19 protein-coding genes are annotated in these 26,643 nt (G+C 58.5%); 4 read left to right on the forward strand and 15 right to left on the reverse strand.

All coding sequences use genetic code 11. From position 1 onward, the window contains the following. The 3 genes from Q8K09_RS17090 to Q8K09_RS17100 all read left to right on the forward strand — a co-directional run. Positions 1-307, forward strand: a 307-nt coding sequence (locus Q8K09_RS17090; RefSeq protein ID WP_305256194.1) for a circularly permuted type 2 ATP-grasp protein, incomplete at its 5' end; no start/stop codon positions are given. Continuing rightward, the gene (locus Q8K09_RS17095) at positions 297-1,247 is read left to right on the forward strand and encodes an alpha-E domain-containing protein (RefSeq protein WP_305256195.1); all 951 of its coding nucleotides are present in this window, start codon (positions 297-299) and stop codon (positions 1,245-1,247) included. The genes Q8K09_RS17090 and Q8K09_RS17095, both read left to right, overlap by 11 nt. Then, complete coding sequence (locus Q8K09_RS17100; protein WP_305256196.1) at positions 1,244-2,053, forward strand: transglutaminase family protein; 810 nt, start codon at positions 1,244-1,246, stop codon at positions 2,051-2,053. Before Q8K09_RS17095 ends, Q8K09_RS17100 begins: the two co-directional genes overlap by 4 nt. A gap of 53 nt (positions 2,054-2,106) precedes the next feature. On the opposite strand, the gene Q8K09_RS17105 is transcribed toward Q8K09_RS17100, so the two are convergent. The 5 genes from Q8K09_RS17105 to Q8K09_RS17125 all read right to left on the reverse strand — a co-directional run bounded on the left by Q8K09_RS17105 (position 2,107) and on the right by Q8K09_RS17125 (position 11,444). After that, entirely contained in the window at positions 2,107-3,054 is a 948-nt protein-coding gene (locus tag Q8K09_RS17105) for a transglutaminase family protein (protein WP_305256197.1), read from the reverse strand. After that, a complete protein-coding gene (locus tag Q8K09_RS17110) occupies positions 3,051-5,627 on the reverse strand; it encodes a circularly permuted type 2 ATP-grasp protein (RefSeq protein ID WP_305256198.1) in 2,577 nt (858 codons plus the stop codon). Before Q8K09_RS17110 ends, Q8K09_RS17105 begins: the two co-directional genes overlap by 4 nt. Before the next feature lie 48 nt (positions 5,628-5,675). Then, positions 5,676-9,026 (reverse strand): DUF2126 domain-containing protein, encoded by a 3,351-nt coding sequence (locus tag Q8K09_RS17115; protein ID WP_305256199.1) that lies wholly within the window; start codon positions 9,024-9,026, stop codon positions 5,676-5,678. Between the two features lie 576 nt (positions 9,027-9,602). Further along, entirely contained in the window at positions 9,603-9,734 is a 132-nt protein-coding gene (locus tag Q8K09_RS17120; protein ID WP_305256200.1) for a putative transporter small subunit, read from the reverse strand. 63 nt (positions 9,735-9,797) lie between these two features. Continuing rightward, on the reverse strand, positions 9,798-11,444 hold the full coding sequence (locus tag Q8K09_RS17125) for a sodium:solute symporter family protein (RefSeq protein WP_305256201.1): 1,647 nt from the start codon (positions 11,442-11,444) through the stop codon (positions 9,798-9,800). Positions 11,445-12,317: 873 nt separating this feature from the next. Between Q8K09_RS17125 and Q8K09_RS17130 the strand changes: the two genes are divergently transcribed. Continuing rightward, complete coding sequence (locus Q8K09_RS17130) at positions 12,318-13,433, forward strand: HD-GYP domain-containing protein (protein WP_305256202.1); 1,116 nt, start codon at positions 12,318-12,320, stop codon at positions 13,431-13,433. 273 nt (positions 13,434-13,706) lie between these two features. On the opposite strand, the gene Q8K09_RS17135 is transcribed toward Q8K09_RS17130, so the two are convergent. From Q8K09_RS17135 to Q8K09_RS17180, 10 genes are all read right to left on the reverse strand, one after another. After that, complete coding sequence (locus tag Q8K09_RS17135; RefSeq protein WP_305256203.1) at positions 13,707-14,108, reverse strand: DoxX family membrane protein; 402 nt, start codon at positions 14,106-14,108, stop codon at positions 13,707-13,709. Between the two features lie 85 nt (positions 14,109-14,193). Continuing rightward, complete coding sequence (locus Q8K09_RS21355) at positions 14,194-14,400, reverse strand: DUF3641 domain-containing protein (protein WP_370869559.1); 207 nt, start codon at positions 14,398-14,400, stop codon at positions 14,194-14,196. A gap of 57 nt (positions 14,401-14,457) precedes the next feature. Continuing rightward, complete coding sequence (locus Q8K09_RS17145; RefSeq protein WP_305256204.1) at positions 14,458-15,150, reverse strand: haloacid dehalogenase type II; 693 nt, start codon at positions 15,148-15,150, stop codon at positions 14,458-14,460. 62 nt (positions 15,151-15,212) lie between these two features. Next, positions 15,213-15,743: a TetR/AcrR family transcriptional regulator gene (locus Q8K09_RS17150; protein ID WP_305256205.1), complete on the reverse strand. Its 531-nt coding sequence runs from the start codon at positions 15,741-15,743 to the stop codon at positions 15,213-15,215. A gap of 336 nt (positions 15,744-16,079) precedes the next feature. Continuing rightward, a complete protein-coding gene (locus Q8K09_RS17155) occupies positions 16,080-17,276 on the reverse strand; it encodes a PD-(D/E)XK nuclease family protein (protein ID WP_305256206.1) in 1,197 nt (398 codons plus the stop codon). Further along, on the reverse strand, positions 17,273-20,455 hold the full coding sequence (locus Q8K09_RS17160; protein WP_305256207.1) for a type I restriction endonuclease subunit R: 3,183 nt from the start codon (positions 20,453-20,455) through the stop codon (positions 17,273-17,275). The genes Q8K09_RS17155 and Q8K09_RS17160 overlap by 4 nt, the downstream gene beginning before the upstream one ends. A 75-nt stretch (positions 20,456-20,530) precedes the next feature. Further along, entirely contained in the window at positions 20,531-22,210 is a 1,680-nt protein-coding gene (locus Q8K09_RS17165) for an RNA-binding domain-containing protein (RefSeq protein ID WP_305256208.1), read from the reverse strand. A 155-nt stretch (positions 22,211-22,365) separates the two neighbouring features. Next, the gene (locus tag Q8K09_RS17170; protein ID WP_305256209.1) at positions 22,366-23,298 is read right to left on the reverse strand and encodes a GIY-YIG nuclease family protein; all 933 of its coding nucleotides are present in this window, start codon (positions 23,296-23,298) and stop codon (positions 22,366-22,368) included. Further along, a complete protein-coding gene (locus Q8K09_RS17175; RefSeq protein WP_305256210.1) occupies positions 23,295-24,626 on the reverse strand; it encodes a restriction endonuclease subunit S in 1,332 nt (443 codons plus the stop codon). Before Q8K09_RS17175 ends, Q8K09_RS17170 begins: the two co-directional genes overlap by 4 nt. Beyond that, positions 24,623-26,542 (reverse strand): class I SAM-dependent DNA methyltransferase, encoded by a 1,920-nt coding sequence (locus Q8K09_RS17180; protein WP_305256211.1) that lies wholly within the window; start codon positions 26,540-26,542, stop codon positions 24,623-24,625. The genes Q8K09_RS17175 and Q8K09_RS17180 overlap by 4 nt, the downstream gene beginning before the upstream one ends. Positions 26,543-26,643: the final 101 nt, after the last annotated feature.

Consider the following 26,643-nt stretch of genomic DNA (forward strand, 5'->3'; position numbering starts at 1 on the left):
GCTGGTTGGCCCGGCCGCGAGCAAGGCCGAGATCGAAGACTTTCGCGCCCGCCTGCTGGCCAGGCCGCAAGCCTATATCGCCCAGCCGACCCTGTGCCTGTCGACCTGCCCGACCTTTGTCGAGAATGGCATTGCGCCGCGGCACATCGACCTGCGACCGTTCGTCCTGTCGGGTCGCGAAGTGCGCCTGGTGCCGGGCGGCCTGACTCGGGTCGCGCTGCGCGAAGGCTCGCTGGTGGTCAACTCGTCGCAAGGCGGCGGAACCAAAGATACCTGGATCGTGGAGGACTTGAAAAATGCTGAGTAGAACTGCCTCCGATCTGTACTGGATGTCGCGTTATCTGGAGCGCGCGGAAAACCTCGCGCGCATGCTCGATGTCAGCTATTCGCTGTCGCTGATGCCGCAAGACGGCCGTGGCGATGGCTTGGAAGAGCTGGCCATGCCACTGCTCATCACCGGCACGCTTGAGGAATACATGGCGCGCCATGGCCAGTTGCACGGCGAGCGCATGCTGCACTTCTTTGCCCTGGATGCCGAAAACCCGGCGAGCATTTACAGCTGCCTGGGCGCGGCACGCAGTAATGCCCATGGCGTGCGTGGACGCATCACTGCCGACATGTGGGAAAACATCAACGCCACCTGGCTGGAAATTCGCGGCATTGCCGAGCAAGGGCTGGGGCGCTACGGCATCAGCCGCTTCTGCGAATGGGTCAAGGAGCGCTCGCACCTGTTCCACGGTGCCACCTCTGGCACCATCATGCGCGGCGATCCGTACCGTTTCATTCGCCTGGGCACCTTTATCGAGCGTGCCGACAACACCCTGCGCCTGCTCGATGCGCGCTACGAGATGCTTGGCGAGGACATCGACGAGGTCGACGGCCGCCCCGCACGTAGCTACTACCAGTGGAGCGCATTGCTGCGCGCACTGTCCTCGTTCGAGGCTTTTGCCGAGATCTATCGTGGCTCGCCGGGCACGCGCAAGGTCTCCGAGCTGTTGCTGTTGCGCCCTGACATTCCGCGTTCCCTGCGCGCCTGCGTGGATGAACTGCACCTGATGCTCGCCAGCCTGCCGGGTGAGAACGGTCGTCCGGCCCAGCGCCTGGCGGCCGAACTGGAAGCCCGCCTGCGCTACACCAGCATCGACGAAGTGCTTGATGAAGGCCTGCATGCCTGGCTCACCGACCTTATCCTGCTGGTGCGCGACTTGGGCCAAGCCATTCAAAGTTCTTATCTGGAGGTCGCATGAGACTGTCCATCAGCCACGACACCACCTACCGCTACGAAAAGCAGGTGCGCACCAGCATTCAGTACCTGCGCCTGACTCCGCACGACAGTGAGCGTCAGCGCGTCCTCAACTGGCAGCTCAACCTGCCGCGGCCGGTGCGCGCCCAACTCGACCCCTACGGCAATATCCTGCATGTGCTGACGATGGATGAGCCCCACGAATCCATCGTCATTGGCGCCCGTGGCCTGGTCGAAATAGACGGGCAGTGTGAATCCGAGCACGATAGCCGCTCGGCGTTACCGTTCATGCGCTTCACCCGCCTGACCGAGGCAGATGCGGCCTTGCGCGAGTTCGCCCTGCAGCACTGCAAGCAGCGACGCGACCGCAATGCCTTGATCGACTTGATGCATGGCCTGAATGGCCACATCAGTTACCTGACCGGCAGTACTGCGGTGGAAACCAGCGCCGCAGAAGCCTTCGCCGGCCAGCAGGGTGTTTGCCAGGATCATGCCCATGCCTTTCTCGCCTGCGCGCGCAGCCTGGGTATCCCTGCGCGCTATGCGTCCGGCTATTTATACACCGACAGCGACGATCATCTGGCTAGCCACGCCTGGGCCGAGGCCTGGCTGGATGGCGCTTGGTACAGCTTTGATGTGACCAATTGCCTGGCCAAGCCGGAGCGCCATTTAAAGCTGGCGGTGGGCCGCGATTACCTGGACGCTTGCCCGGTGCGCGGCATGCGCCGTGGCGGTGGCACCGAGCAGATGCATGCGCATGTCGAGGTGGAAGTAGAAGCCTTGCCAATGCTCCAGGTACAACAGCAATAGCCGTCAGCAGTGAACGCCAGGCACAGTGCTCGTCACTGCGCCTGGCGCACGCGTCATGCGTGTACAGCTGGCGAATTTATTGCCAGCTCTTCGCTGGCAGGGATCACCGTCACACGCACCTGTAGTTCTTGTTCGCCGCCGCCTAGCACCACACCACGCAGGGGCGTTACATCACTGAAATCACGTCCCCAGCCCAGGGTAATGTGCTCAGTCTGCACCAGGCAGCGGTTGGTCGGATCGAAGTCGACCCAGCCAAGCTGCGGACAGAATACCGAAACCCAGGCATGTGACGCATCGGCGCCGATCATCCGCGGCTGCCCAGCCGGCGGATGGGTAAGGATGTAACCACTGACGTAGCGCGCCGACAGGCCAAGACTGCGCAGGCAACCAATCATCAACTGGGCAAAGTCCTGGCAAACGCCGCGCCGGCCTTTGAGGACCTCAGCCAGTGGGGTAGAAATCTCGGTGGCAGTATCGTCGAATTCAAAATCGTCAAAAATGCGCTGAGTAAGATCCAGTGCGGCATCCAGCAATGGCCGGCCAGGGCTGAAACTGTCGCGGGCATAATGCGCCAGCGCTGAACCGCACTGGATGTGGGGTGAGTCATAGAGATAGCGCACTGCTTCAAGAGTCGCCGGGTTACGTATCTGTTGCAGCATCTGCGCCAGTGCTTCCCAGGGCATGCTGCCTTTTATCTGCCCAAGACCCGGCCGCGGATGCAGCAGCACGGTCGACTCGGCATGCACCAGCAGCTCCTTGTGCGACTCGGTGATGGTGATGTTGCGCGTGTGATTGCCAAAATAATCCAGCGCATCGAGGAGATGTTCTTGCTGCGGATCAACCCAGATAGCCTGCGACTCGGTCTGCTGATATGCAAAAGAGCGCGGTGTCAGGTGCAGGTATTGCTGCGAGAGCGTCACCGGGAACTGATAGGTGTAGTGGGTTTCATGCACCACGCGGTAGCGCACGGGGCCAGAATTAGCAGCGGGGATATTGCTCATACGGCGCCCTTACCCTGGTGTTCGCTGGCTGTGTAGCTGAAGAAACGCGCACTGATCTGCTGCGACAATTCCACGCTCGCATGGTTGATACGCTGCAACAGGCTGATAAGGGCTGGATTGGCGCAATACAGGTCTTCATCGGGATCGAGTGCCAGCAATGCGGTTTTCAGCGGCAGTAACAGTGTCTCGCCACAGCTACCGTAAGTGAGCGCCAACTTGGCCAGGCTTTTCAAAATCCCGGCTATTTGGAACAGCACCGAGCGTGGATTGCTGCTGTCGAGCAGTAACAAATCCAGCACCGGTAACCATTCGGACTGCGCCCGATAACGAGAGCGATAAGTGACGATACTGTCGGATAACTCCAGTAGCCAGTCCAGGCCTCCGTCTGTCTCCATCGCCAATGCGCGCTGCAGTACCAGCGTCTGGAACTGCAAACGCTCCAGGCGTCGGCCAATAGACAGAAAGCTCCAACCCAGATCGCGGGTCATGCCATCCAGGGCGAAACCGGACAGGGTCATCAATGACGCGGCGGCGTCATCAAGAACGCTCATGGCCTCTGAGGGTGTCAGCCGTGCATCGCTGTTGCCGCTGCGCTGCAGCATGCGATTAAGCGCACGCCAATTATCCGCAGACAAACGTTCACGCAACTGGCTGGCGGTGTTGTAAAGCTGCTGCTGCTGACTGGCGAGACCGGGCACGCTGGGCGACACAACAGCCAGCAACAAAGCTGTCTCGATGCGCGCATCGCTCCAGCGCACCACTGGTGGCGCGCTTTGTTGCTGGCTTTGCGTTTGCCCCAAGCCCTGGCTTTGCTGCGCGAGGGCATCTTTGTCTGGGGTCTCGATCAGCTGAAACCAGGCGCATAGCCCCTTTACCGTGGACCACTCCGCGCCACGCTCCTGCGGGCTGACATTCAGCAGCACATGCAGCGTGACACGCATCAGTCGCGCGATATTGTCACAGCGTTCAGTGTTTCGTCCCAGCCAGAACAGGTTTTCAGCCATGCGACTGGACAGGTGTGTATCGTCGCGAATCAAGTCTTTACTGGTAGTGGTACGCGTAGGCGGTCGGTGAGTCGTCGCGTGCGCACGGGCTTGCACCCAGGTGTCTTTACTGCTGCCGCCGCGCTGCATGGCGATAACGCGTGAATCTGGCCCGGTGGCAACCCGGGTCAACCCGCCGGGCATCACCACGTAGCCGTTCGGTGTGGCACAGGCGTACACCCGCAGACCGACAGCGCAGGCACTCAACCCGGCTGGCGCGCTGGCCTTCCATACAGGCGACTGCGACAAGCGCACCAGTTCCTGGGCGACATAGTTGCGGGGATTGGCGCGCATCTTGGCGATTAGCGTCGCGCGCGCTTCGCCGCTGAGGTCCTGACCAAACATCGACAGTTGGCGCAATTGCGGAAAGCTCGACTTGATCACCAGCTGGTCGAGATTAGCCAGCACTTGCTCAAGCGCCGCCGGTTCGCCACACCACCAGGTTGCTACGGAGGGCATCTGCAATGACTCGCCGAGCAGGCGTTTGCAGAGCGCCGGCAAGAAGCCCAGCAGTGCGCCGGACTCCAGAAGACTGGAGCCAAGACTATTGGCGATCAGCACGTTGCCGAGACGAGCAGCCTCAGTCAACCCAGTTACGCCCAGTGCCGATTCGGTGCGCAGCTCCAGCGGATCACAGAAATCATCGTCGACCCGGCGCATGATCACATGCACGCGTTGCAAGCCGGACAAGGTTTTCAGCCAGACGATACCGCCGCGCACCGTGAGATCGCTGCCCTCTACCAGCGGCAAACCGAGATAACGCGCCAGGTAGGCTTGTTCGTAATAGGTCTCGTTGTAGGGACCCGGGGTGAGCAGCACAATCAACGGTGATTCGCTGCCACGCAACGGCACCCCACCATTGGCGGCGCACTGCCGGCCCCAATGGGCCAGGCTGTCACGCATGCTGCTGAAAAAGCCGGCTAGATCCTGCACGTTTAGGTCGCGCAACTGATCCGGGAACGTCCGTGCGATCACTGCACGGTTTTCCAGTGCATAACCGGCACCCGAGGGCGCCTGGGTACGATCGGCCACCACCCACCACTGACCATTGGGCGCGCGCGCCAGATCAACCGCGTAAAAATGCAAGGCCAGGTTGTCAATATGCCGAATGCCGTGGGCCGGACGCAGGAAGCCTGCATGGCCATGAACCAATGCAGGTGGCAGTAAACCTTCCTGGAGCATGCGCTGCTCGCCGTACACGTCGCCGAGTATCCGGTTCAGCAAGGTTGCACGCTGAACCACCGCAGCTTCGATGCCCGCCCATTCGTCATGGGGCAGGATCAGCGGCAGCAAGTTCAAATCCCAGGGGCGCTGCATGCCTTTGGTATCGGCATAGACGTTGTAGGTCACACCGTTTTCACGGATCTGACTTTCAACCGACTCCAGGCGCTGACGCATGACCTGCGGCGACTCTTTGGCCAAGCTGCCGAGCATGGCGCGCCAGTGCTCGCGCGGCTGTTTAGCCGCATCGAGCAATTCGTCGAAACTGTTGGGTGCGGCGCGATACTCGGCGAGTAGTTTTTTCAGCATTGGCTCAGTTCTTTTGCTCGCAAATGAAGCACTGGAGGGCTCCCAGGCTTAATAGGGCTGCCAGCGTAAATCGAGCGTCATCGGGAAGCTCGGATTGAGTTCTTCCTTGTACACGCGCATTGGTCCGGGAGTATGCCCGTGGGCCCAGAAACGGGCAAAGCGCCGTGCTTCAGCTGCATTGGCATTCACTGGCGAACTCTCCTCACTACGACCGCCCGGATGCACCACATGATAGGTACAGCCGCCGATAGCGCGACCGCTCCAATTATCAACCAGATCAAACGTCAGCGGCGCCTGCACTTTGATCGTCGGGTGCAACGCAGACCAAGGGCTCCAAGCGCGGAAACGCACCCCGGCAACGTACTCACCCGGCACACCGGTCGGGTGCAGCGGCAGACGGCGACCGTTACAGGCGATCTCGTGGCGGCCATCGGTCAGGCCACGCACCAATAACTGCATACGTTCCACCGAAGAATCGACGTAGCGGGCCGTACCGCCAGCGCTCATTTCCTCACCCAGGACATTCCAGGGTTCGATGGCCTGACGCAGCTCCATCTCGACGCCCTCGTATACCACGGTACCAAACCGTGGGAAGCGGAACTCGACAAAGGGTTCGAACCAATGTTCCTCAAAGGCATAGCCTGCTGCGCGCAAATCCTTGACCACGTCGCGAATATCCTGGGCGACGAAGTGCGGCAGCATCCAGCGGTCGTGCAGCGCAGTGCCCCAGTTAACCAGCTTGGCCTGATACGGCTCGCGCCAGAAGCGCGCGACCAGTGCGCGCAACAACAGCATCTGCAACAGACTCATGCGCTCATGCGGCGGCATCTCGAAGGCGCGGAATTCGACCAGGCCGAGCCGGCCCGTCGGGCCATCGGGTGAATACAGCTTGTCGATGGAGAACTCGGAGCGATGGGTATTACCAGTCAGATCGACCAGCAGATTGCGCAGCAAACGGTCAACCATCCACGGCTTATCACCAGGCTGCATCGTCGGCAGGATCTGATCCATCTGCTGAAAGGCAATCGACAGCTCATAGAGGTTATCGTCACGCGCCTCATCGACCCGTGGCGCCTGGCTGGTAGGGCCAATAAACGTGCCGGAGAACAGGTAGGACAGCGCCGGGTGGTTCTGCCAGTAAGTGATCAGGCTTTTTAGCAGGTCCGGGCGGCGCAGCATCGGGCTGTCTTCAGCGGTCGCGCCGCCCAAGGTTGCATGGTTGCCGCCACCGGTACCGGTATGGCGACCGTCATGCATGAATTTTTCGGTCCCCAAACGCGTCAGGCGAGCTTCCTGATAGAGGGTCGACATGTTGTAGACCAGCTCATTCCAGCTGGCCGCAGGGTGGATGTTCACTTCAATCACGCCCGGATCCGGAGTGACGCTGAGCAACTTGATCCGTGGGTCGCGCGGCGGCTGATAGCCCTCAATACGCAGCTTCAGCTTCAGCTTGGTAGCGGTATGCTCGATGGCCGTTACCAGCGCCAGATAATCCTCAATACGCTTGAGCGGCGGCATGAAGACATGCAAGCGCCCTTCCCTCACCTGCACGCAGAGCGCGGTATGAATCACATCGCGCGGCTCGATCGTGCTGTCTGCGGCGATGCTGGCGGCATTCTTGCGGCTCAGCGTCGGGCGCTTATCCGTTTTGGCGGGCGCTGGATCCACGGCAGGAGCAGCGTTAGCCAATGCCTCGCGCGGTGCGAAGGGATCTACATCGAAGCTCTGCGGCATGTCTTCCGGCATGACCCACGGCAGCGCGTTCAGCGGCAAACGCAGGCCCATCGGCGAGTCGCCTTCGATCAGATACAGGTGTTCACGCTTGAGCGGCCATGGGCAGGTGCGCCAGGCAACTCCCAGGGCGATAGTCGGGTCGAGTGCCTTGGTCGACAGCGGCAGTACATAGCCAACCACTTCGCCCAGGCCTTGCTCCAGCAGCCGGGCCAGACGCTGCCGGGCCTCGGGGGCCTTGAGATCCAGCTGCAGTGGGTCGAGGTTATTCGGCAACCCTTGCTCAAGATGGACTTGCTGCACCACGTCCTCATAGGCAGGGATTGGGCAGTTGGCTGGCAAGCCGAGAATTTTCACCAGCTCGGCGGTAAAGCGCTTGGCTTCTTCGGGGCCATAGCCTTCGCTGTGGTCATCGGCAGAAAATAGCGTCGCATCGAGCCACATCGGCAGACCATCGACGCGCCAGAAAATATTCAAGGCCCAGCGCGGCAGCGGTTCGCCCGGATACCACTTACCTTGGCCGTAATGCAGCATGCCGCCTGGCGCGAAGTGGTTTTTCAGGCGATGCATCAACTCCCCGGCCAGCTCGCGTTTCTGCTCGCCATGGGCTTCGGTATTCCATTGCGCGCCATCCATGTCGTCGATGGATACGAAGGTTGGCTCGCCACCTTGGGTGAGGCGCACATCCTGGCGTTTCAAGTCGGCATCGACCTGCTGACCGAGCTGATCGATTTTTTGCCAGTCTGCTTCCGAATAAGGCTTGGTTACCCGCGGATCCTCATGGATGCGGGTGATGGTCATTTCATGCTCGAAGGTCACTTCGGCTTTGTCGGTATAGCCGCTTATCGGCGCCGCTGACGATGGCAGCGCAGTACAGGCCAGGGGAATATGCCCTTCGCTGGCAAGCATGCCCGAGGTCGGATCAAGGCCAATCCAGCCAGCACCCGGGATATACACCTCGGTCCAGGCGTGCAGGTCGGTGAAGTCGACTTCCGCCCCGCTCGGCCCATCGAGTGCTTCCTGGTCGGCCCGTAACTGAATCAGGTAGCCGGAGACAAAACGCGCGGCCAAGCCCAGTTCGCGGAGAATTTGCACCAGCAACCAGGCGCTGTCGCGGCATGAGCCCGAGCGTTTCTCAAGGGTTTCCTCAGGCGTTTGTACACCTGGCTCCATGCGCAACAGGTAGGCGATATCTGCTTGCAGACGCTGGTTGATGGCCACCAGAAAGTTATTGATTGGTTGCGCCTTGCCAAGCATCTCGCTGCGGGCTGCCTCCATCCACTTGCCCAGCAAGGGGCCAGGCTCTTCAACCTTCAAGTAGGCTGCCAGCTCATCGCTCAATTGCGCCGGATAACTGAAGGGGAACTGCTCGGCGTACTTCTCGACAAAGAAGTCGAACGGATTGATCACCGTCATGTCGGCCACCAGGTCGACAGTGAACTCCAGGGTCGCGGACTTTTCCGGAAAAACAAAACGTCCGATGTAGTTGCCGTAAGGGTCTTGCTGCCAATTGATGAAGTGCTTTTGCGGGGTCACACTCAATGAGTAAGACAATATCGGCGTGCGCGCGTGGGGCGCCGGACGCAGGCGCACCTCATGGGGCGACAGGCCAACCTGGCGATCGTAGTGATAAATGGTCTTGTGATGCAGCGCGATACGTATGGCCATTGACGTTGCCTTCCATGAAGAATGACGCGCTACGGTGGACCTCGTCCTACCGTCCCACTGAAAACGAACTCATCGGCAGTTTGCAGAATTCATGCCGCACGATATGCCGCATAAGCCTTGCTGTACGCCCCATTATGGCCAGCAGAGCGCTTGCCGTTGGTGCACTCAACCCGCACGCGCACCGATATGCGACACCGGCCAGCATAATACCGCCAGTGCGCGGTGTGGCCAGTGCAATTTTCAATTACTGCAAGGCTAACCGCGCAGCAATGACGTCGCGCTCGACCAGGATGCACACCACCGGGTCACCCCGACATACCAAGATCCATGCCGCTCGCTAGTCGCTGTAGCCGATCAGATAAAAAATCCTCGGCGCAAGCCTCCCGGAAGTGGCGAGAGCCTGCACAACAGGTCGTATAGAAGACTGCAACGCGCCTATCTGTGCGTGCAGCAACGGCCGCGCGTCAAGCGGGCGGGTATAGATCGCGGCACAATCCTGTTCAGGATGGTCGATGGCAGAGGTGGCAGTCACTCCCGACATTCCCGTGACGGTGGAAGCCACTGTTCGTGGCTATTTCACACCAGTTCGCGCTTCTCGCGCCGGCCGACTCGAATATCCTTCACTGTGGCCACGCCAATGACCACCAGTACAACGAGGGATATCAGCGGCCAGATCAGTACATATAACGCCAATATAGATACGTGCATGTTCCTTCCCCTTGTTTGGCTGGCGCGCCATGGCGCACCAGCGGGTGTGAGTTCAGCTCATGCCTAAGCCTGAGGCTTGACCGGATCGTAGTTGATGACTTTTTGATCAATCTGCGCGAAGTCAAATTCGCTCGAACTCAGCAGGCTGATAGCGACACAGACGATGGTGCTGACGCCATAAGCCATCAGGGAGGCCAACAGCACGGTGTAGTCGCGCAGGAAACCGACGACGAAGAATGCCAGGGCAATGGCGCAGACGGTGCCGACCAGCAAGCCGACACGACGACCGCAGAACCCGAAGGCCATCAGGCCAAGCACCACGCCGCCACCTACCGCAGCCAGCAACTCGAATAGCACGGCGATCACGCTGATCATTGGCAGCAATTCAAAGCGGGCAATACAGAACATCAGCAAGCCGGCGATCACCGCCGAGGTAAAGGCCGCGTTGGTCACCCGACTCCAGAAACAGCTGGCGATCACCGGAAACACAATCGCGCCCCAGAGTGCGCCGACAAACACCAGCATGATCAGAATGTCCATCGAGAAGCTGGCGAGGATTACCCCGATCAGCGTAGCGGCGATCATGGTCAGCCTGCCGATAAACAGCATCTTGGTCGGGTCTGGTTTGTTTTTGGCGATATTTTTGCCGTACACATCAGCCATGACAATTGCTGACATGGCGGACAGGTCCGAGTCGGCGGTCGAGGACAGCGAGCCGATCACCAGGATGAAGAACAGCCCGATAAATACCGGTGGCAGATACATCGAGACCATTTGCGGGATCAGGTTGTTCATATCGCCATCGATTGGCTCCATGCCCGTCATCAGGGCCATCAGGCCAATCATCCCCAGCCCGATGACAATCGCACCGTAGCCAATGGTCGCGGTGATAAAGGTCGGCTTGATGTGGTCTTCACGCACCGCAAACAGCCGCTGGGAAATCGTCTGGTTGCCAATCGCATAAGCCAGCACAGCGACAAAGAACGGAGCGCCCTGGTTGAGGATGGCGTCCATCGAGAACAGGTTTGCCTGTTCAGCTGTGAGCAGGCTCATACCGTCTGCGAGAACCCCCGGTCCACCAAGAGCAAACAGCACCGCCGGAATAATCAGAATGGCGACCGCCATCATGGCCATCAGCTGGGCAAAGTCCGTCAGTACGGAGGCGCGAAAGCCCGACCACAGCGTGTAGGACAGCACCCCAGCCCCGGCGATTGCGACCCCGGCCTGGAAGGACAATGGCGAGAGCACCGAGACCAGCGCGCCCGAAGCCGTAAAGTTGACCATCAGGCTGATGATGCTGCCCAGGATATTGGAGGACGCCAGAATCAGCTGGCTGGAGGAGCCGTGTCGGGCATGAATCAACTCGCCCAGCGTATGCGCATTGGGTGCGAGTTCACGGAAGCGGCGACCAAAGGGATAGATGAATAGAATCATCAAGGCGCCCCACAACCCGTAATGCAGGGGGCCGGAAATGCCGTAGGTGTAGGCCGAGGTGGCGGCACCGTAGAACGAGGCCGCCCAAATCCAGGTGGCGGTCATGCTGGCAGCGCCAAGACCAAAGCCGATCTGATGATTGGACACCATGAAGGCGTCGGTATTTTCCTTTTTCTTCTTGATCAGTAAGGTCAGCAAATAAGTGCCGCCGTAAAAGGCGATCAGCAAGGCGAGTACGGTCAGTGTCGAGAACTGATAGAAACTTTCTTCGTTCATTGGATACCCATGAGCTATGCAGCCCAATCATCCTTCGCAGGGGCCAGAATTCCGAGTACGGAGCGGCCACCGCAGGACGTAAGCAAAAACAGAACATCTTTCTAGGAATGTCTGTAGCGAGGTGAAGGCTGCGATTGGCAGCACTCGTCGTGCAGGAGTCGGACGCTAGAAACGCCGTGGTAAAGCGGATAGACGAACGCAGACATTGGGAGCACTGAAAAGTGCTCAATATGTCGATGCGGTGGCAATAACCCTACCCGCTCAAGCCTGGCCCGTCCAGGCATGATTCCCCTGCCCGTCCTCCGGACAGCAACCACAAGCGGCTGGATGAACTCAAAATGATCGGGGCTTGCGGTGGGTCGAAACCCGCGAGGCAAGCGCGTCGCCGCACATCTATTAACGCCAGGCGTGACGGCATACTGGGCGTAAGACGTGGAACCCAAGGCCATATCGCTTGCCTTGCTCAGACCAGGCGCAGCATTGTTCGCAGCCAACGCGTCCAGGCCTTCCAGATAATTCACGTGGGTATTTCGAAGGTTTTTGCCATCTGACGAAGATCATCTTGCGGCACAGTTGAGCTCATCATCCGGCCGAATAAGACCACGCCTTCGCTCCTGGTCCCTTCACCACAGAGACAGCATGGCAGGCATCCACCCGATTTTTTGCCTTCATGGCACACCGACAACTGCCTTGCAAACCACCGCACCTGACAACCTGTTTTGGCTGGCCTGCATGACCATTCCGCGGCTAAATCCTCGGGAGTTACGCCAAGAACCGCAAGCCAATCGGCATCGGTGATGCCTGACTAAGGCGACAAATAAGACTAATCTCACCCCACAAAAGCAATTAATGATCTGCTGGGGGAGAAACCGGATGTCGCACTTGCACGATTTGCAAGAACAAGGCCCGCTGCAGCTCAAGCTCGGTTACCTGCTGCAAACCCTGCAGCACAAATACCCGGAGGTGGAGCGCTTGGCCGTGGCGCTCTATGACCACGGCAGTGATTGGGTGAAAACCTTTGTTGCCGTAGAAAACCAGCCCAATCCCTTGCCGCTCTACCACGCCCGCCTAAGTCAAACCACCTGGCTGCAGACCGTGGCAGCCAGCCAGACACCGCGCATCATTAACGACTTTAGCGTGCTGCAAAATAGTCAGAAGCTTCATGTCAGAGCCCTGCTCGATGCTGGCTACCGCGCCAGCTACACCCTGCCGATGTGTGTGAATGGCTACTTTTTTGGCTTCGTGTTTTTCAACGCGCGCACGCCTAATCTGTTCCAGGGCATGTTGCTGAACGAACTGGATGTACTCGGCCACTTGGCCAGCCTGATGGTCTACAACGAACGCTCCAGCGTGCGCACCTTACTGGCCACACTTAAGTCCGCCATGACCCTGACCCATGCCCGCGACCCGGAAACCGGCAACCACCTTGACCGCATGTCGCGCTACTCGCGGCTGATCGCGCAAAAGCTGGCCGACCAACGCGGCCTGGACGACAGTTTTGTAGAGCACGTTTACCTGTTCGCCCCGTTGCACGACCTCGGCAAAATCACCATTCCCGACCGCGTACTGCTCAAACCAGGCCGCCTGGACGACGACGAACAACGCATCATGCGTCATCACTCGCGCGCAGGCCTGGAGCTGATTGATCAGCTGCTGGCCAATTTCGGCCTGGCCAGCGTCAGCCAGGTAGAGATGCTGCGCAACATCGTCTTGCACCATCATGAGCTCTACGACGGCAGCGGCTACCCAGACGGTCTGGCCGGTGAGGCCATTCCGCTGGAGTCGCGCATTGTCACGGTATCCGATGTGTTCGATGCCCTGACCAGCGACCGCCCTTATAAATCAGCCTGGAGCAATGAAGACGCCTTTGCCTGGATGAGTGAGCGCTCCGGCACCATGTTCGACCCCGACTGCCTGCAAGCGCTGCTGGCACAAGCTGACGACATGGTGCACATCCAACACTGCTTCCGCGAGAACGTCTTCGGCTAGCAGCAGCCCCATGGCTATAACGCTGCCAGTGGGCCAATAACTCTGGCACCTCGGCCTCATCGTCGAGGCGGGCCAGTTCGCGGTTATCGAGCAAGGCCTGCACCTGCGGATCGCTCATGCTCAGGCCCATCGCACCCTCGGGTAAACAGGCGGTAATGCGATAAGGCTGCGACTGCGCATCGGTGCAAAGATTGTGCATATATCGAGCACCGTCGTATCCCAGCACAGCATTCGCAAGAAAGCCGCAGTAGGCGTGGGTCTTTTCACCCGCTCTTAGTATTTAGCCAATACCAACGTGTCTTCATCGCGATAAGCAATCAGCAGCAAGCTGGCCGCGAAGATGATTAGCGAGGGGTAGAACAGCGCATTGCTGCCTGCCAAGACCCAACTCCATGGATCGATTACCGACTGCAGCACGGCAAGGAGTGAGGCCGCGTTTAAGAGCACCTGCGCTGGGTAGACCCAACGCCGCGCAAAACCAACGACCACAGCCAAACCAATGAGTATTTGCAGCACACCCGCCACCTGCAGCGCGCTCTCGATTGCGAGAAAGCCGAAGTAGAACTTGTTGGCCACTGCCATGCCGTGCTCGACGTTGAACACCTTGTCGGCGCCCCAGATGACCAGCAGCCAGCCCAGCGATACGCGCAGTAGCATCAGGGTCCAGATTTTCATTGCAGCTTCTCCTTGTAATGACCGAGTTCGTGCCCCGACCATGGTTGTCCACCACGACCGGGTTGGTCGGGTGGCTTTGGGGACATCATTGTTTGCCGAGATGCCGACTGATAAAGGCGCGGTCGTACAGGTAGCCCTGCCAGTCGACGCTCACCAGACTTTTGCACATCACCGAGTCGAGGTTTTCCGGGCGGTAGCTGGATTGACCTGCAATGCTTGCAGTTGGCCTCGGGCGATCGCGGGAAAACTCAACGCATTGAGTAGGGGTAAAGTGGCATGCATGAGGATTCAGTCTCTTGGAATACTGCTCTTTTGAGACGCGAGGCGCGCATTCGTTACGGCGACTCGTTTACGCCATGGGTTGCCGGTAGACCGCTGACAAGCGGCTAGCCACTTCGCCAAAGCCCTCAAGTGTGATATCGGGTTGGCTCTCCCATGGGTCGAACTGGCTGGTCGGATCGCGCCGCAGCCAGGCACTGCGCAGGCCGGCATGGGCGGCCCCGAGGACATCGAAAGGGTTGCTCGACACCAGGCATAGCTGAGCAGCGGGCACGCCACAGCTGCGCACAAGGTGGGCGTAGACAGCCGGGTCCGGCTTGAATGAGCGCACATCCTCGACGCTCACCACCGATGTGAAGTAATGGCCAATACCGGCCCGTTCCAGCAACCGCTGCACAGCGGCGCGGCTGCCATTTGAGAAGGCATATAAATGCATGCCTTGCTTATGCAACGCTTCCAACCCCGCTGGCACATCGGCAAAGGCATCGAGGTCGGCATAGGCCTGCATGGCCAGTTCGATCGCCTCTTCGCCGATCGCTACCGCATGCTCGCGACAGGCAAACACCAGGGCTTGCCGGGTACACACCGAGAAATCGCAGTAGTCATGCATCAAGCCCCGGCGAAAGCTGTACTCCAGCTGCTTCTGTCGCCATGACCGCGAGACGGCCGGGGCCTTGTCGCCGATCAGATCGGTCAGCCTGGCGAGCACGGCCTGGGTATCGATCAAGGTGCCATAGATGTCGAAGGCAACAGCGTTGCTCATGGGGAACTCCTGGTTATGTCACTCACTTTCGGACTGATAAGTCCAAAATAAGGCAAAAAAATTCAGCGAACGTTCACCATCACTAATTCGATGACTGTAAGTAGATCTTTCCGAGCGATAGCGGACTTGGCCTGGGTGCGTAAGCCGCTCATGGCGCAGTGCATATAAAGCGCCAGGGCGACGGGAGATTGCCTCTCCGACAACTCGCCGCGAGCCTGGGCCTGCTCGAAGGCGCACTCGAATACCTGGCGGAATCGCCGTGTGGCCAACTCGATCAAGGACTGCACGGCAGGGTCTGTGGTGGAGAATTCGTTGGCCACGTTAACCAGCATGCAGCCACGTGGTGTGCCGCGCTGCGCATCGTCAAGCACGGACAGCAAGCAGCCGCGAATAAAGCCCAGCGGCGAATCGGCCTGCTCCAGGCGCTCACGCATCTGCGCGGCGCGCGTGTTGAAATAGCGGGTGAAGGCGGCCTCGAACAGGCTCTGCTTGTTGCCGAAGCTCTCGTACAGGCTGCTCTTGGACAGCCCCGTGGCTATCAGCAGATCCTGCAGGCTGGTGGCCTCATAGCCCTGACTCCAGAAAAGCTGCATGGCATTTTCCAGAACAAGGTCGGGGTCGAAGTTTCTTGGGCGTCCGCGGTTCATGCCACGCATTCTGGACCGATCATTATTTAATTCACAGCGCCGCTGCCCCAAAGCTGTAACAAAATCCCTTGCCCAGCATCAGAGCCGGACATCCGGTCAACCACCAATTTCGCTAGCGACGGCTGTAGCCGGCTCTGGGACACCAGCCTTGTCGAGCCGAGCGCACCCCTAAAAATACCCCTAAAATCCCCGGATGCCTATGGAACGCCATGTACAAAAAAACCGGCAAAAGGGCCGTTTTCTGGGGCTTCCAGAGCATTCAGTAGACTGCTATGGAAGCTATCATGGTGCCCGATTAGTTACGTCTTGCAAGGCTGCATTGATTTCCTGCACATACGTTGACGCGACACCCAAAGCGATAGCCAGATCGTCTTGGGTGAAGTCATTACCATCAAGCAGAACCCTGCGAGCCGCGTCCAACCCTGACCGTGAAGACACATACCGTACCCCCGGCCAATGCTTGGCTGACTCAGCGGAAAGAGGCAAGGAAAAGTCCCCCTCAAAAGCAACAAGATCCGACTCTCGGATAAATGGGAAAACACCCAACCAGTTGTGCTTGTAGATTTTTACCCAAACCCCAGCGGGCCAATGCAACTGCCTGATGTGCAGGGAGTAGAAGATGACGGCCTTATCGTTTGCGGATCGCTCACGCTCAACTTGAAGCTGGCCTGGATCAACCCCCAGGACAGGCTCCTTGCCTAGACGCTCTTCCAGATCGACAAATGCATCAACCACCTTACGTTCAATGCAGCTGTTATGTTGCCTCACGATCTCTTTGTAAGCCGCCTCGTTCTTGCTAAAAAGCTCCCAGCACAACGCTTGAGTTCGAGTACTTCCTGTCATATGCAGCTCGATATGGTTTACAAATTGATCAATGAAAACAGCTGCATTTTTAGACAAACCAGGCGCACGCGTGCAGGCCCTGCAGATATCAGCAATCTGCCCATAATCCATGCAATACACCGGTACGCCGTCCTGCGTATTGGCAGTCTTGGGCACTCGCCCATTTGGACTTAAGAAGACCATTGCCTGCTTAAACCCAGGAAAACGCTCACCCAGTGTCGCTTGATACCGGGCGACCTGCTTCTCCTGCTCACCGGCATCCAACTTGTTCTCGATGCCAATGACCAGTTGATGCGCCGGAAAGACGATGACCAGATCAATGCAATTCAGCTCTCGGTAGACCTGAGAGTGCACATTCGGTTTAACCACTGCTAATAACGCCCCTGAATCCAGCGCTTCACCTGAGAACAGTCGCGTCTGCGGCTGCAGCAGTGCCATAACGAATCGATTGAGAAAATCCGGCCCCAGGTTGTGGAGCCCGGCGCGATTCAGAAACGTTGCCAGGATGCGCGAATGCACCAGTTCCTTGCTATGAATCCCCATAGCCCTAAAGGGCTCAAACTGGTGAGTAAACTCAGTCAGCTCCGCGAATGCCGGATCCTGCATCAGGGCTTCAACCATCTCCGGGGCGCTCATTGGCGAGCCACCTGCAGCAACTCTGCCCCAGCATCCCTCTTCAGCAGCTCATACACCACCGTCAAGAACACATCCCGCGTCGACTCATCGCTGAGTAGTTTGGTCGCCATGCTCGTGTGGCTACTCATTGCCCCGGCAATGGCCTGAATCGCCCGCGCCGGCAGATCCGCCTTCATCGCCTGCTCCATGGTGTTGTGCTGCACCTGCGCCATCAGCACGCCATCGGCACGCAGTTTTTCCGACACATGCACGGCCAAGGCCACCTGATCGGTGTCACTGATGTCTTTACCCAGGGCGTTGTTGAGCTTTTCGATCAGCTCGGTGAGGTATTTCTTTTCCCGGTCTTGGGCGTCGCGCAGGCCGTTGTCGGTGATGCCATACAGCAGCGGCGTTTCGCCGGCTGGCAGCAGGCCGCCCAGGTTGTCGCCCTTTTTTATTTTGTAATGACTGAGCTTGAGATCACCCAGATCCACCTGTTCGGGCGTAATGCCCTTGAGGCGTTTACGCAACAGCCGTGCATAACTGGCAAACGCTTCCAGCACCGGGTCGCCAAACTCCACCAACTGGGCGATGTACTCGTAGTTGCGCACGAACTTGCTCAGGCTTTCACTGAACACCATGAGCGCGTCCCGCTCTTTGGCGTATTCCGAACGCTGCACGTCGGCGTATTCCATGTCTTTCTCATTGCCTTCGTCATGGGCTTTTTCCCAGGCCTTTTCCCACTGATCGATGGCATCGTTGAGCGTCTTCAGCTTGCCATTGAAGCGGTCGGTGGCCGGCTGAGTCAGTGAGTACAATTTCTGGTGCGTGACATTGCGATCCACGATGGCCTCGCCAAACGCATCAATCTCGGCAGCCTCATAAATGAACATGCCATCCAGGCGCTGCTTGATGTCGTAGACGATGTTCGGATCCTGAATATCCGCCACCTGGGCATCGCGATAGAAAGTCTTGAACGCCGCCAGAATCTCCTTGGTCTCGTTGGCGAAGTCGATGACGTAGGTCTTGTCCTTGCCGGGGAAGGTTCGATTCAACCGCGACAATGTCTGCACGGCCTCAACACCCGAGATCTTCTTGTCCAGGTACATGGCCACCAACTTGGGTTGGTCGAAACCGGTCTGGTACTTGTTGGCAACGATCAGCACCCGGTAATCCGGGGTGTCGAACACCTTACGCATGTCGCGACCATTCAGGCCAGGGTTCAGGTTGAACTCACTAAACTGATGATCCGCCGGCAGGCTGCTTTCCTGCACATCGCCATTGGGCACATCGCCGGAGAACGCCACCATCGCCTGCACGTTGTCGTAGCCCTTGCGCCGGCAGTAATCCAACAGTGCCAGGTGATATTTCACCGCAGCGGCACGCGAGCTGGTCACCACCATGGCCTTGGCCTGACCGCCGAGCAGGTGCGCCACGTTCTTGCGGAAGTGCTCGACGATCAGCTCGACCTTCTGCCCCACATTCACCGGGTTAAGCGACAACCACTTGGCCAGTTTGCGCCGGGCGCTCTTCTCGTCCACACGCTTATCGTCGACAAACTCGCTGCCGATTTTGAGCGCCACGTTGTAGCCTGTGTAGTTCTTCAGCACATCGAGGATGAATCCTTCCTCAATAGCCTGCTGCATGGTGTAGAGGTGAAACGGCGCTGGCGGGTTTTCCACACTCGCCGGTTGCTGCGGCTTACGCGGACGGCCAAACAGACTCAGCGTCGAATGCTTGGGCGTGGCGGTAAAAGCGAAGTAGCTGGCATTACCGGGGCGGCCGCGTGAGGTCTGCCACACCGACAGGCGCTGCTCTTTGCTCAACTTTTCCCACTCATCCTCGCTCTGCCCGGTCAGTACATAACGCAGGTCGTCGGCGGTGCTGCCACCAGTTGAGCTGTGCGCCTCGTCGATGATGATGGCGAAGCGACGGTCGCGCAGGCTCTGCTCGCCGAGAATGATCTTCTGCGCATAGGGGAAGGTCTGCAGGGTACAGACAATGATCGGCACACCGTCGAGCATGGCCTTGGCCAGTTGCTGACTTTTGGGCAGGTTCGACTGCTGGCGGTCGATGGCGCACACCACACCGGCCTGATGCTCGATCTGCTGAATGGCTTCCTGCAGTTGCTGGTCGAGCACCTGGCGGTCGGTGACCACGATCACGCTATGGAAGAACGGCTCACCATCCGGGCGACGCACGCGAATCAGCGAATGTGCCGTCCAGGCGATGGTATTGGTCTTGCCCGAACCGGCGCTGTGCTGGATCAGGTACGGCTGCCCTGCCCCTTCTACGCGAACGGCTTCGATCATTTTGGTCACGCCTTCCCATTGATGGAAGCGCGGGAAGATCAGGCCTTCCTTGAAGTAGGTCTTACCATTTACGTCCTGGGCTTCCTTGCGTTCCTGCAGCACGAAACGGTGGAAGATGTGCAGCCAGTTGTCTTTCTGCAGTACCCGCTGCCACAAGTAGCTCACCGGGTAACTGCCGTTGTCGCCAGGCGGATTACCCGCAGCGCCATCGTTACCCCGGTTGAACGGCAGGAAGAAGGTCGAGTCCCCCGCCAGCTTGGTGGTCATGCGGATATCGCTGTCACTCATGGCGAAGTGCACCACCGCGCCACGCTTGAAGGTCAGCAGCGGCTCCGTGCCACCGCTTTTACGCGCGGGATTACGATCCATGCGGTACTGCTGCATGGCGGCCTGCACTGACTGGGTGAAGTCGGTTTTCAACTCCACTGTGGCCACCGGAATGCCGTTGATAAACAAGGCCAGGTCAAGCTCGTCAGCCTTATCCAGCGAATAACGCAGCTGCGGCACCACGCGCAGGCGATTGGCCGCATAGCGGGCAATGACCGTGTCATTGCGCGCATCTTCTGGCAGCGCCTGGCTCATGGCCAGGGTGCCGCCACCGGCGAAAGCAAAGCCGTAGCGCAACAGGTTCACCGTGCCGCCTTCGACCTTGTTTTCCAGTTGCTTGACCAGCCGATCCAGCACCAGCGCCGCTGTACCGGCACCATTCATGGCGCGGATCTTGGCCATGGCCTGCGGTTGGCTTTCGTCCAGCCAGCCGAGCACATCCTCAGGAAACAATGCCCGCGCCGCGTCATAGTCAGATGACTTGCCCACCAACCAGCCGGCAGCAGCCAGCTGCTCGACGATATGGCGTTCCAGCTCGCATTCGTGGTGGATGTGGCTCATGGTCGATCCTTCGGTTGGCAACACCCCAACACGTCAGAGCGTGAGGTAGTTTGTCTTAGGTTGTCTTAAGTTTGTCTAATGCTGAACGTCTTTAGACGAACTCAACATCCAGCGGCCTTTGTGCAAACCACCTGACTTCTCAATGGTTTGGTCGCGCTTTGACATGGCGTGAAGCAGGTTGCGGAATTTTGTTTGCTTCTGCTTTTCATCTAGAGCGTCCGAAAGTTTGTCTAGGATCAGATCTTTCAGCTCATTTCTCGAAGCCGATCCGTACTTTTCAAGGCACTGCAAAATCAGGTCTTTGTAGTAAGCATCATCAAAGGCTCGGTTTCGGATGTAGTCACCTTTGCCGCCGGTGGTTTTGGCAATCTGAGCGGCTGCGTAGTAGTTCGGTTTGCGCCCCTCAATCAGCCCCTGCTTGCGCAGCAGTGCCGCAGCATCATCGGTGATCGGCTGCTTCTTCTGCACCCGGTCGAGCAGCATCACGGTGTTAAGTGGCAAGTCCTGATGCTCTAAAAGCAGACGGGTGTAATTTTCATCGATTACATGGCCGTAGATCTCCAGCACCACTTTGCTCGCATCCGACTTGCTGTAGTCGGGAAGCGGGAAATAGCGTTTGCGCTGCGAGAGGGTCATGGTGCGGATACCAAAACCCATGGTATCGATCATGTTCAAGCTGACCATGGCCTGGGTCAGCCAAGGGTTACGGTAGCGGCTCGGAGTTTGCTCGCCGCTGAAATAATCCTCAGGTTTGCCCTCAAAGAAACCGCCGGCATTCTCGAACACCAGTCGGTCAAGGCGCTCGGTCACCAGTATGCGTGAGGCGCGCTGGTAATCCTGGTGGGCGATGCAGTTGTGCAATGCTTCCAAAATGACCCGCGTGTCGTATTTGCTCACCTCAGTGGCCAATAACTGATTCTGCGGGAACAGCTTTTGCGGAATATTGCGTATGCGTTGCAACACCTCGGTCGTTGTCAGCAAGAACGGGGGGCTGAAGTGCTGATAGGCCTGCTCTTCACCCGTAAGCTTCCAGGTAATCTGCGCCATAGGCAGAAAGTGAGTCGCCTCGCGAGCCCCCAACAAGAGCAACGCGGTGTGCGTAATACCCCCCTGAATGGTGATCTTGGCCTTATCCAGAAAGGTCGGCACATCCCAACCGGCAATATCTGCAGCGAAACTCGACTCCCGGTACTTCTCAGCAAATTTCTGCTTTGCCAACTCGATTGCGACTGGATCAAGGTCTCGAAGTGATGCCCCTTCGACAACCTGCGCCGACCAATCGCTGACAGTGATGACCTCATGCAGGATGGCATCCAGGCGTTCCTGGCGCATTTCCACCAACGACTCATCCAACCGTTGCCAGGCTTTGTCATGGGCATACACCGGCATGCGCGGCCGGTGTTTGGGAATATGAAAAACCCATACAGTTTTACCGGTATCGCCCGTGATGAAAGGCTCGACGCGGAAAGCTTCCGAATCCAATGCACGGCAACGCTCCAGCAGCCGCTGGCGAACGTTGTCCACCGTCTGGTTGTTGAAGTCCTGAATACCCACGATGCGCAGCGTCGCATCTTCCACGCCGATAACCAGATGACCACCTTCCATATTGGCGATAGCGGAGAGGTAGCTGATCACATCACTGCCGGCACTGCCGACCAAGGCGTGGCGCAGGTTCTTGAACTCCTTCCACTCGCAGGCGGCATTCTCCTTGGGGTAATGCTCAAGCAGGTACTGCTGCAGCTCCGCTTCGTTCATTGCCGATAATCCAAAAAACGTGGTGAATGGGCCGACTCAATTCGCGACGCAGTGCGTCGCGAATTGGCGTAACCGACAGAAACGGCATGCATTGCGTGCAACGCTATCTTGTAAACCACTAGCGCAGAGCGCACATCCAAGGCGTTGCGCTTCCCTCATGCCATTCCCGGCTCGAATGTCACACTGTTCAACTGCTGATCCTGCCAAGCCGCATACGTCTGCCCTGTGCCTTCTACCAACCACGACGTTCGACCATTGGCTGAGCGGCCGCTGACCACGGCGGCAGCGGCGCTGGGGCTGCTAAAGGCGCAGTCGTCGCTGAAGCGCATGTGTTCGCCATCGACTACCAACACGCCTTCATCAACCAACTGCTTGAACAAGCCCTGATAGCCACGCTCGGTGCCGACCCATTCGGCGCGAGCCTTGGAGCCTTTGAGCACGAAGAACTCGCCGTCGATTTCCTGTGCCAACGCATATCCACCTTCTCTGGGAACCTCCCGGCGAAACACCGGGGAGCGTTGTATCGCGGACACAGCAGAGTCGTGGGTTGGCGCGGAGGGTTTGGTCAGCTCACGCAGAAAGTCGAAGCCCAGCACCGGCAGCACAATACGGATCTGCTCCAGAAAGAACGCCATATCGGCGCGGTCGGATTCGGGCAGGTTGTTGTAGCTATGCGCAGTGCCGTTACCCAGCACGCAGCGAGCGGTTTGGGTGGCGATCTGGATCAGCTGGCTTTCCAGGTACTTAGCGTGGGCTTTGGTCAGGTTCTGGTCCTTGCTGGTGATCAGGCACACGCGCTCCCAGAAGTCCTTGCCGCCCTGCTCTTCCGGGCGGTTATGTTGTTTAAGGCGCTGGGCCACATCATCCGACTCGCCGATATACACCCGCGTGCGCAGGCTGTCGTCCGGGTCGGGGCCGACCAAAAAGTACACACCGGTACGCCTGCACTCGGGGCGCTGCACCAGTTCGGCGAGCTTGCTGCGCGGGCCGGTCAGCACATGGCCGGTCCAATTCATAATCTCGGCGGTGAGCAGGCCATTGGGCGTGCCATCCACTAGAAACAGTCGAATGCTGCGGCCAGAATTCATACCGCCTCCCGTAGGTCAATTTGGCCGGTAACGGCGGCGGTGATCAGGGCAGAGCGACGCTCTTTTAGAAGGCCTATGCTGAGCTCGGTTTTGCCAATCAAGCTATCTAGCCGCCCAGTATCTTTATCGAGGTATTCCGTGATTGCTTTCTGCTCTGACGGAGATGGAACTGCAAGCCAAATTTCTTTTGTTTTCTCTTGGTTCATGATCCCTATGGTCGCCGCATTTGCCAGGAACCACATTGCTTCGGTCTTAACCGAAAGCGAATAAGCTAGGAAGTATCCATTCACCCGGGAACTAGGGATGACTGCATTTATCTGCTGATTTGCCGAAGCTGGATCAACGATATAACCAACTTTTCCCAGCGTGGCACCTATGCTCACAACAAGCACTGAGCCCGCTGGATAGACCTTTGCCTCTCCAGTGCTGACAGCTAAAGCACTGACGCGCTTTTCAGAAGAAGTAAGCACCAGCGAACTACCGAAGTCTCCAGGTGTGTACCACGCTAGGCCATCCGCATCTGGGGCAGGTAGCTCCTCGGACGGAGTACCACCGGTTTTCACAGCACTGACTACACGCCTCAGAGGCAGAGCCTCCCAATGCTCAGGCACCTCCCCCAGCCACTCCACACCCGAGTCTTTCATCTTCACGTTCGGGTCGAGGCCCTTGGTGACGGCATGGGTGATCAGCGCCTGGCGCTTCTCGCGCAGCAGTTCGATAAAGCGGGTTTTCTTTTCAATCAGCGCGTCGATGCGGGCGGTTTCGCGGTCGAGGTGAGCCAACACCGCAGGTAGCTCATCATCTGGCGGAACCACCACCGGAAGCTCCATCACGTTCGAGGATGAAATGGACGCGAGATTGGTGCTCTGCTTAGAGCGCCCCATAAAGTAGAACTGCGCTGGCTGGGAGCCCGAAAAAGCATTCAGCCAATACGATGGAACCTTAGCCGGTCGAACAGCAAAAACGTGATTCTGGTGGATACAGGGAGCAATCTCACCCTGCCAGACATGGCCACGCCCAAGCTTGTCGAAATCGCCGCCTTCGTTCATCAACACATCGCCCGGCCTGAGGCTGTAGCGAGGCAGGTCTTCTCGAGGGATCTCGATGGTGGTCACGTCATCAAGCGATAAGTATCCATCCTGAACGTTGGCCACACGCAGATAGGGAACTTCGATTGTGTCCTTACCCACATTGTCTTTGCCCTTGGCAATGCCGGTTTGGACAGTGGCGATAAACTTGAGACGCTTGACCTGCCAATGCTCCGGCACCCTCCCCAACCATTGCACCCCGGAATCCTTGTACGCCGAGTACGGCTTGTAATGACTCACGCCGTCACCTCGCCCAGCAGCGCAGCAATCTCGGCCTCCACCGCTTTTAAGTCAGCATCAATCTCGACCAGCGGGCGCGGCGGCTGGTAGATATAGAAGTAGCGATTGAAGTTGATCTCATAGCCGACGATACCGACCTGGCCGTCTTTCGCATCGGTCTTGCCGGTGTCGATCCAGGCATCCGCTACATGGGGCAGCACTTCGCGGGCGAAATAGTGGTCGATGTTCTGGTTAAGCGGCACGTTTTCGAACTCGCGCAGGTCGCTGTCGGCCTGCAGGTTGCCCTTGTCGTCCAGCACCGGCTGGGCGTTGGCATCGCGCTCGCCAAAGCAACTGAGCGCAGCTTTCAACGCGCCCTTGCCCAGTTTTTTGATGTCAGCGGCCTTTAGGAACGCAGGCAGGTTGTCAAATTCACCCTGCACACTGGCGAAGGCGTCTACCTGATCCGCTCCCTTGGTGGCCTGATAGGCCGCGAGCTTGCTCGGCGTGACCGAGAAGCGCAGGCGCAGCGGGCGCTCGACGGTGATGCGCCGGTAACCAAAATCAGTGGTGGCGAACACCTTGCTGTGCGAGCCGTCCTCAAACGCCTCGTGCAGTTTGGCGATTTCAGCGATCTGCCCTTCAGCCAGAAACTTGCGCTTGCTGCCCAGGCTTTTGCGCATGGGTGCATGCATGGCGGTGGCGTCGATCAACTGCACCTTGTTCTTGCGCAGCGCGTCCTTATGGTTGGACAACACCCAGATATAGGTGCCGATGCCGGTGTTGTAGAACAGGTCGTTAGGCAGGGCGATGATCGCCTCCAGCCAGTCGTTCTCTAGTATCCAGCGGCGGATCTCCGACTCGCCGGAGCCTGCACCGCCGTTAAACAGCGGCGAGCCAGATAGCACGATGCCGATGCGGCTGCCGCCCAGTTCGATGGGTTTGCGCTTGGACAGCAGGTGCATCAAAAACAGCAGCGAGCCATCGCCCACACGCGGCAAGCCAGGGCCAAAGCGACCAGCGAAACCCTGAGCAGCCTGCTCAGCCTGCACCTGTTTCTGCACGTTTTCCCACTTCACGCCAAACGGCGGGTTGGCCAGGCAGTAGTCGAATTGCTCATGGGGCAGTTGGTCGTTGCTAAGGGTGTTGCCGAGTTTGATGTTCTTGGTGTCGTAGCCTTGGATCAATTTGTCCGCCACCGAGATGGCGTAGGTTTCCGGGTTCAGTTCCTGGGCATAGGGCACCAGGCGGGCATTGGGGTTCCACTCGTACACCTGCTCGATGGCCGAGGACAGAAAGCCCCCGGTGCCAGCGGCGCAGTCATACACGGTGCGCACCACGCCTTGGCCATTCAGCGCCTGGTGATCCGGGGCGAAGATCAGGGTGGTGGCCAGCCGTACCACGTCACGCGGGGTGAAGAACTGCCCGGCGTCGTCGTTGGAGGCCTCGGCAAACTTGCGAATCAAGTGCTCGAACACCAGGCCCATTTCGTGGTTGCTGATGACGTTGGGGTGCAGGTCGATGGCGGCAAACTTCTGCGCCACCAGATACAGCAGATTGGCCTTCTCCAGTTTTTCCAGCCAACGATCAAAGGCAAAGTGCTCGAACACCTGACGGGCGTTGGCGGAGAACTTGGCGATGTAGTCCTCAAGGTTGGCGCGGGTGCTGGTGGAGCCGACTGAGCCTAAGGAAAACTGCGAGACGTTATAAAAGGTGGCTCCGGCGCTGGCGGGCAGTATCAGGTCCATGTCCACGCCGCTGGCCTTCATTGCCTCAAACTGGTTGCGCACCTTGTCGCGGGTGGGCTCCAGCACACACTCCAAACGCCGCAGCACAGTAAACGGCAGGATGATGCGGCCGTACTCGGAGGGTTTGAAGGCTCCCAAAAGCAGATCTGCGATGTTCCAGATAAAGGGGGCCAGGGTCTGCTGGTTCACGCGTTGTTCCTTACTTGATGGGCAAGGAAGGCGCTTTGCGCCGCCTCCCTGCGAGATGTCTTTTACGATGCCGAACCTTAACCGGTTGGACGATTGCGGGC

Origin of the sequence: Pseudomonas sp. (assembly GCF_030683065.1) — a bacterium.
GTDB lineage: Bacteria > Pseudomonadota > Gammaproteobacteria > Pseudomonadales > Pseudomonadaceae > Aquipseudomonas.

Excerpts from the sequence above, each read along its gene's own strand:
- Q8K09_RS17165 (WP_305256208.1), bottom strand. The coding sequence starts at position 22,210 with ATGAACGAAGCGGAGCTGCAGCAGTACCTGCTTGAGCATTACCCCAAG.
- Q8K09_RS17120 (WP_305256200.1), bottom strand. The coding sequence starts at position 9,734 with ATGCACGTATCTATATTGGCGTTATATGTACTGATCTGGCCGCTGATA.
- Q8K09_RS17155 (WP_305256206.1), bottom strand. The coding sequence starts at position 17,276 with ATGAGCGCCCCGGAGATGGTTGAAGCCCTGATGCAGGATCCGGCATTC.
- Q8K09_RS17115 (WP_305256199.1), bottom strand. The coding sequence starts at position 9,026 with ATGGCCATACGTATCGCGCTGCATCACAAGACCATTTATCACTACGAT.
- Q8K09_RS17160 (WP_305256207.1), bottom strand. The coding sequence starts at position 20,455 with ATGAGCCACATCCACCACGAATGCGAGCTGGAACGCCATATCGTCGAG.
- Q8K09_RS17125 (WP_305256201.1), bottom strand. The coding sequence starts at position 11,444 with ATGAACGAAGAAAGTTTCTATCAGTTCTCGACACTGACCGTACTCGCC.
- Q8K09_RS17105 (WP_305256197.1), bottom strand. The coding sequence starts at position 3,054 with ATGAGCAATATCCCCGCTGCTAATTCTGGCCCCGTGCGCTACCGCGTG.
- Q8K09_RS17100 (WP_305256196.1), top strand. The coding sequence starts at position 1,244 with ATGAGACTGTCCATCAGCCACGACACCACCTACCGCTACGAAAAGCAG.
- Q8K09_RS17150 (WP_305256205.1), bottom strand. The coding sequence starts at position 15,743 with ATGCAGCTTTTCTGGAGTCAGGGCTATGAGGCCACCAGCCTGCAGGAT.
- Q8K09_RS17095 (WP_305256195.1), top strand. The coding sequence starts at position 297 with ATGCTGAGTAGAACTGCCTCCGATCTGTACTGGATGTCGCGTTATCTG.
- Q8K09_RS17135 (WP_305256203.1), bottom strand. The coding sequence starts at position 14,108 with ATGAAAATCTGGACCCTGATGCTACTGCGCGTATCGCTGGGCTGGCTG.
- Q8K09_RS17110 (WP_305256198.1), bottom strand. The coding sequence starts at position 5,627 with ATGCTGAAAAAACTACTCGCCGAGTATCGCGCCGCACCCAACAGTTTC.
- Q8K09_RS17130 (WP_305256202.1), top strand. The coding sequence starts at position 12,318 with ATGTCGCACTTGCACGATTTGCAAGAACAAGGCCCGCTGCAGCTCAAG.
- Q8K09_RS17145 (WP_305256204.1), bottom strand. The coding sequence starts at position 15,150 with ATGAGCAACGCTGTTGCCTTCGACATCTATGGCACCTTGATCGATACC.
- Q8K09_RS17170 (WP_305256209.1), bottom strand. The coding sequence starts at position 23,298 with ATGAATTCTGGCCGCAGCATTCGACTGTTTCTAGTGGATGGCACGCCC.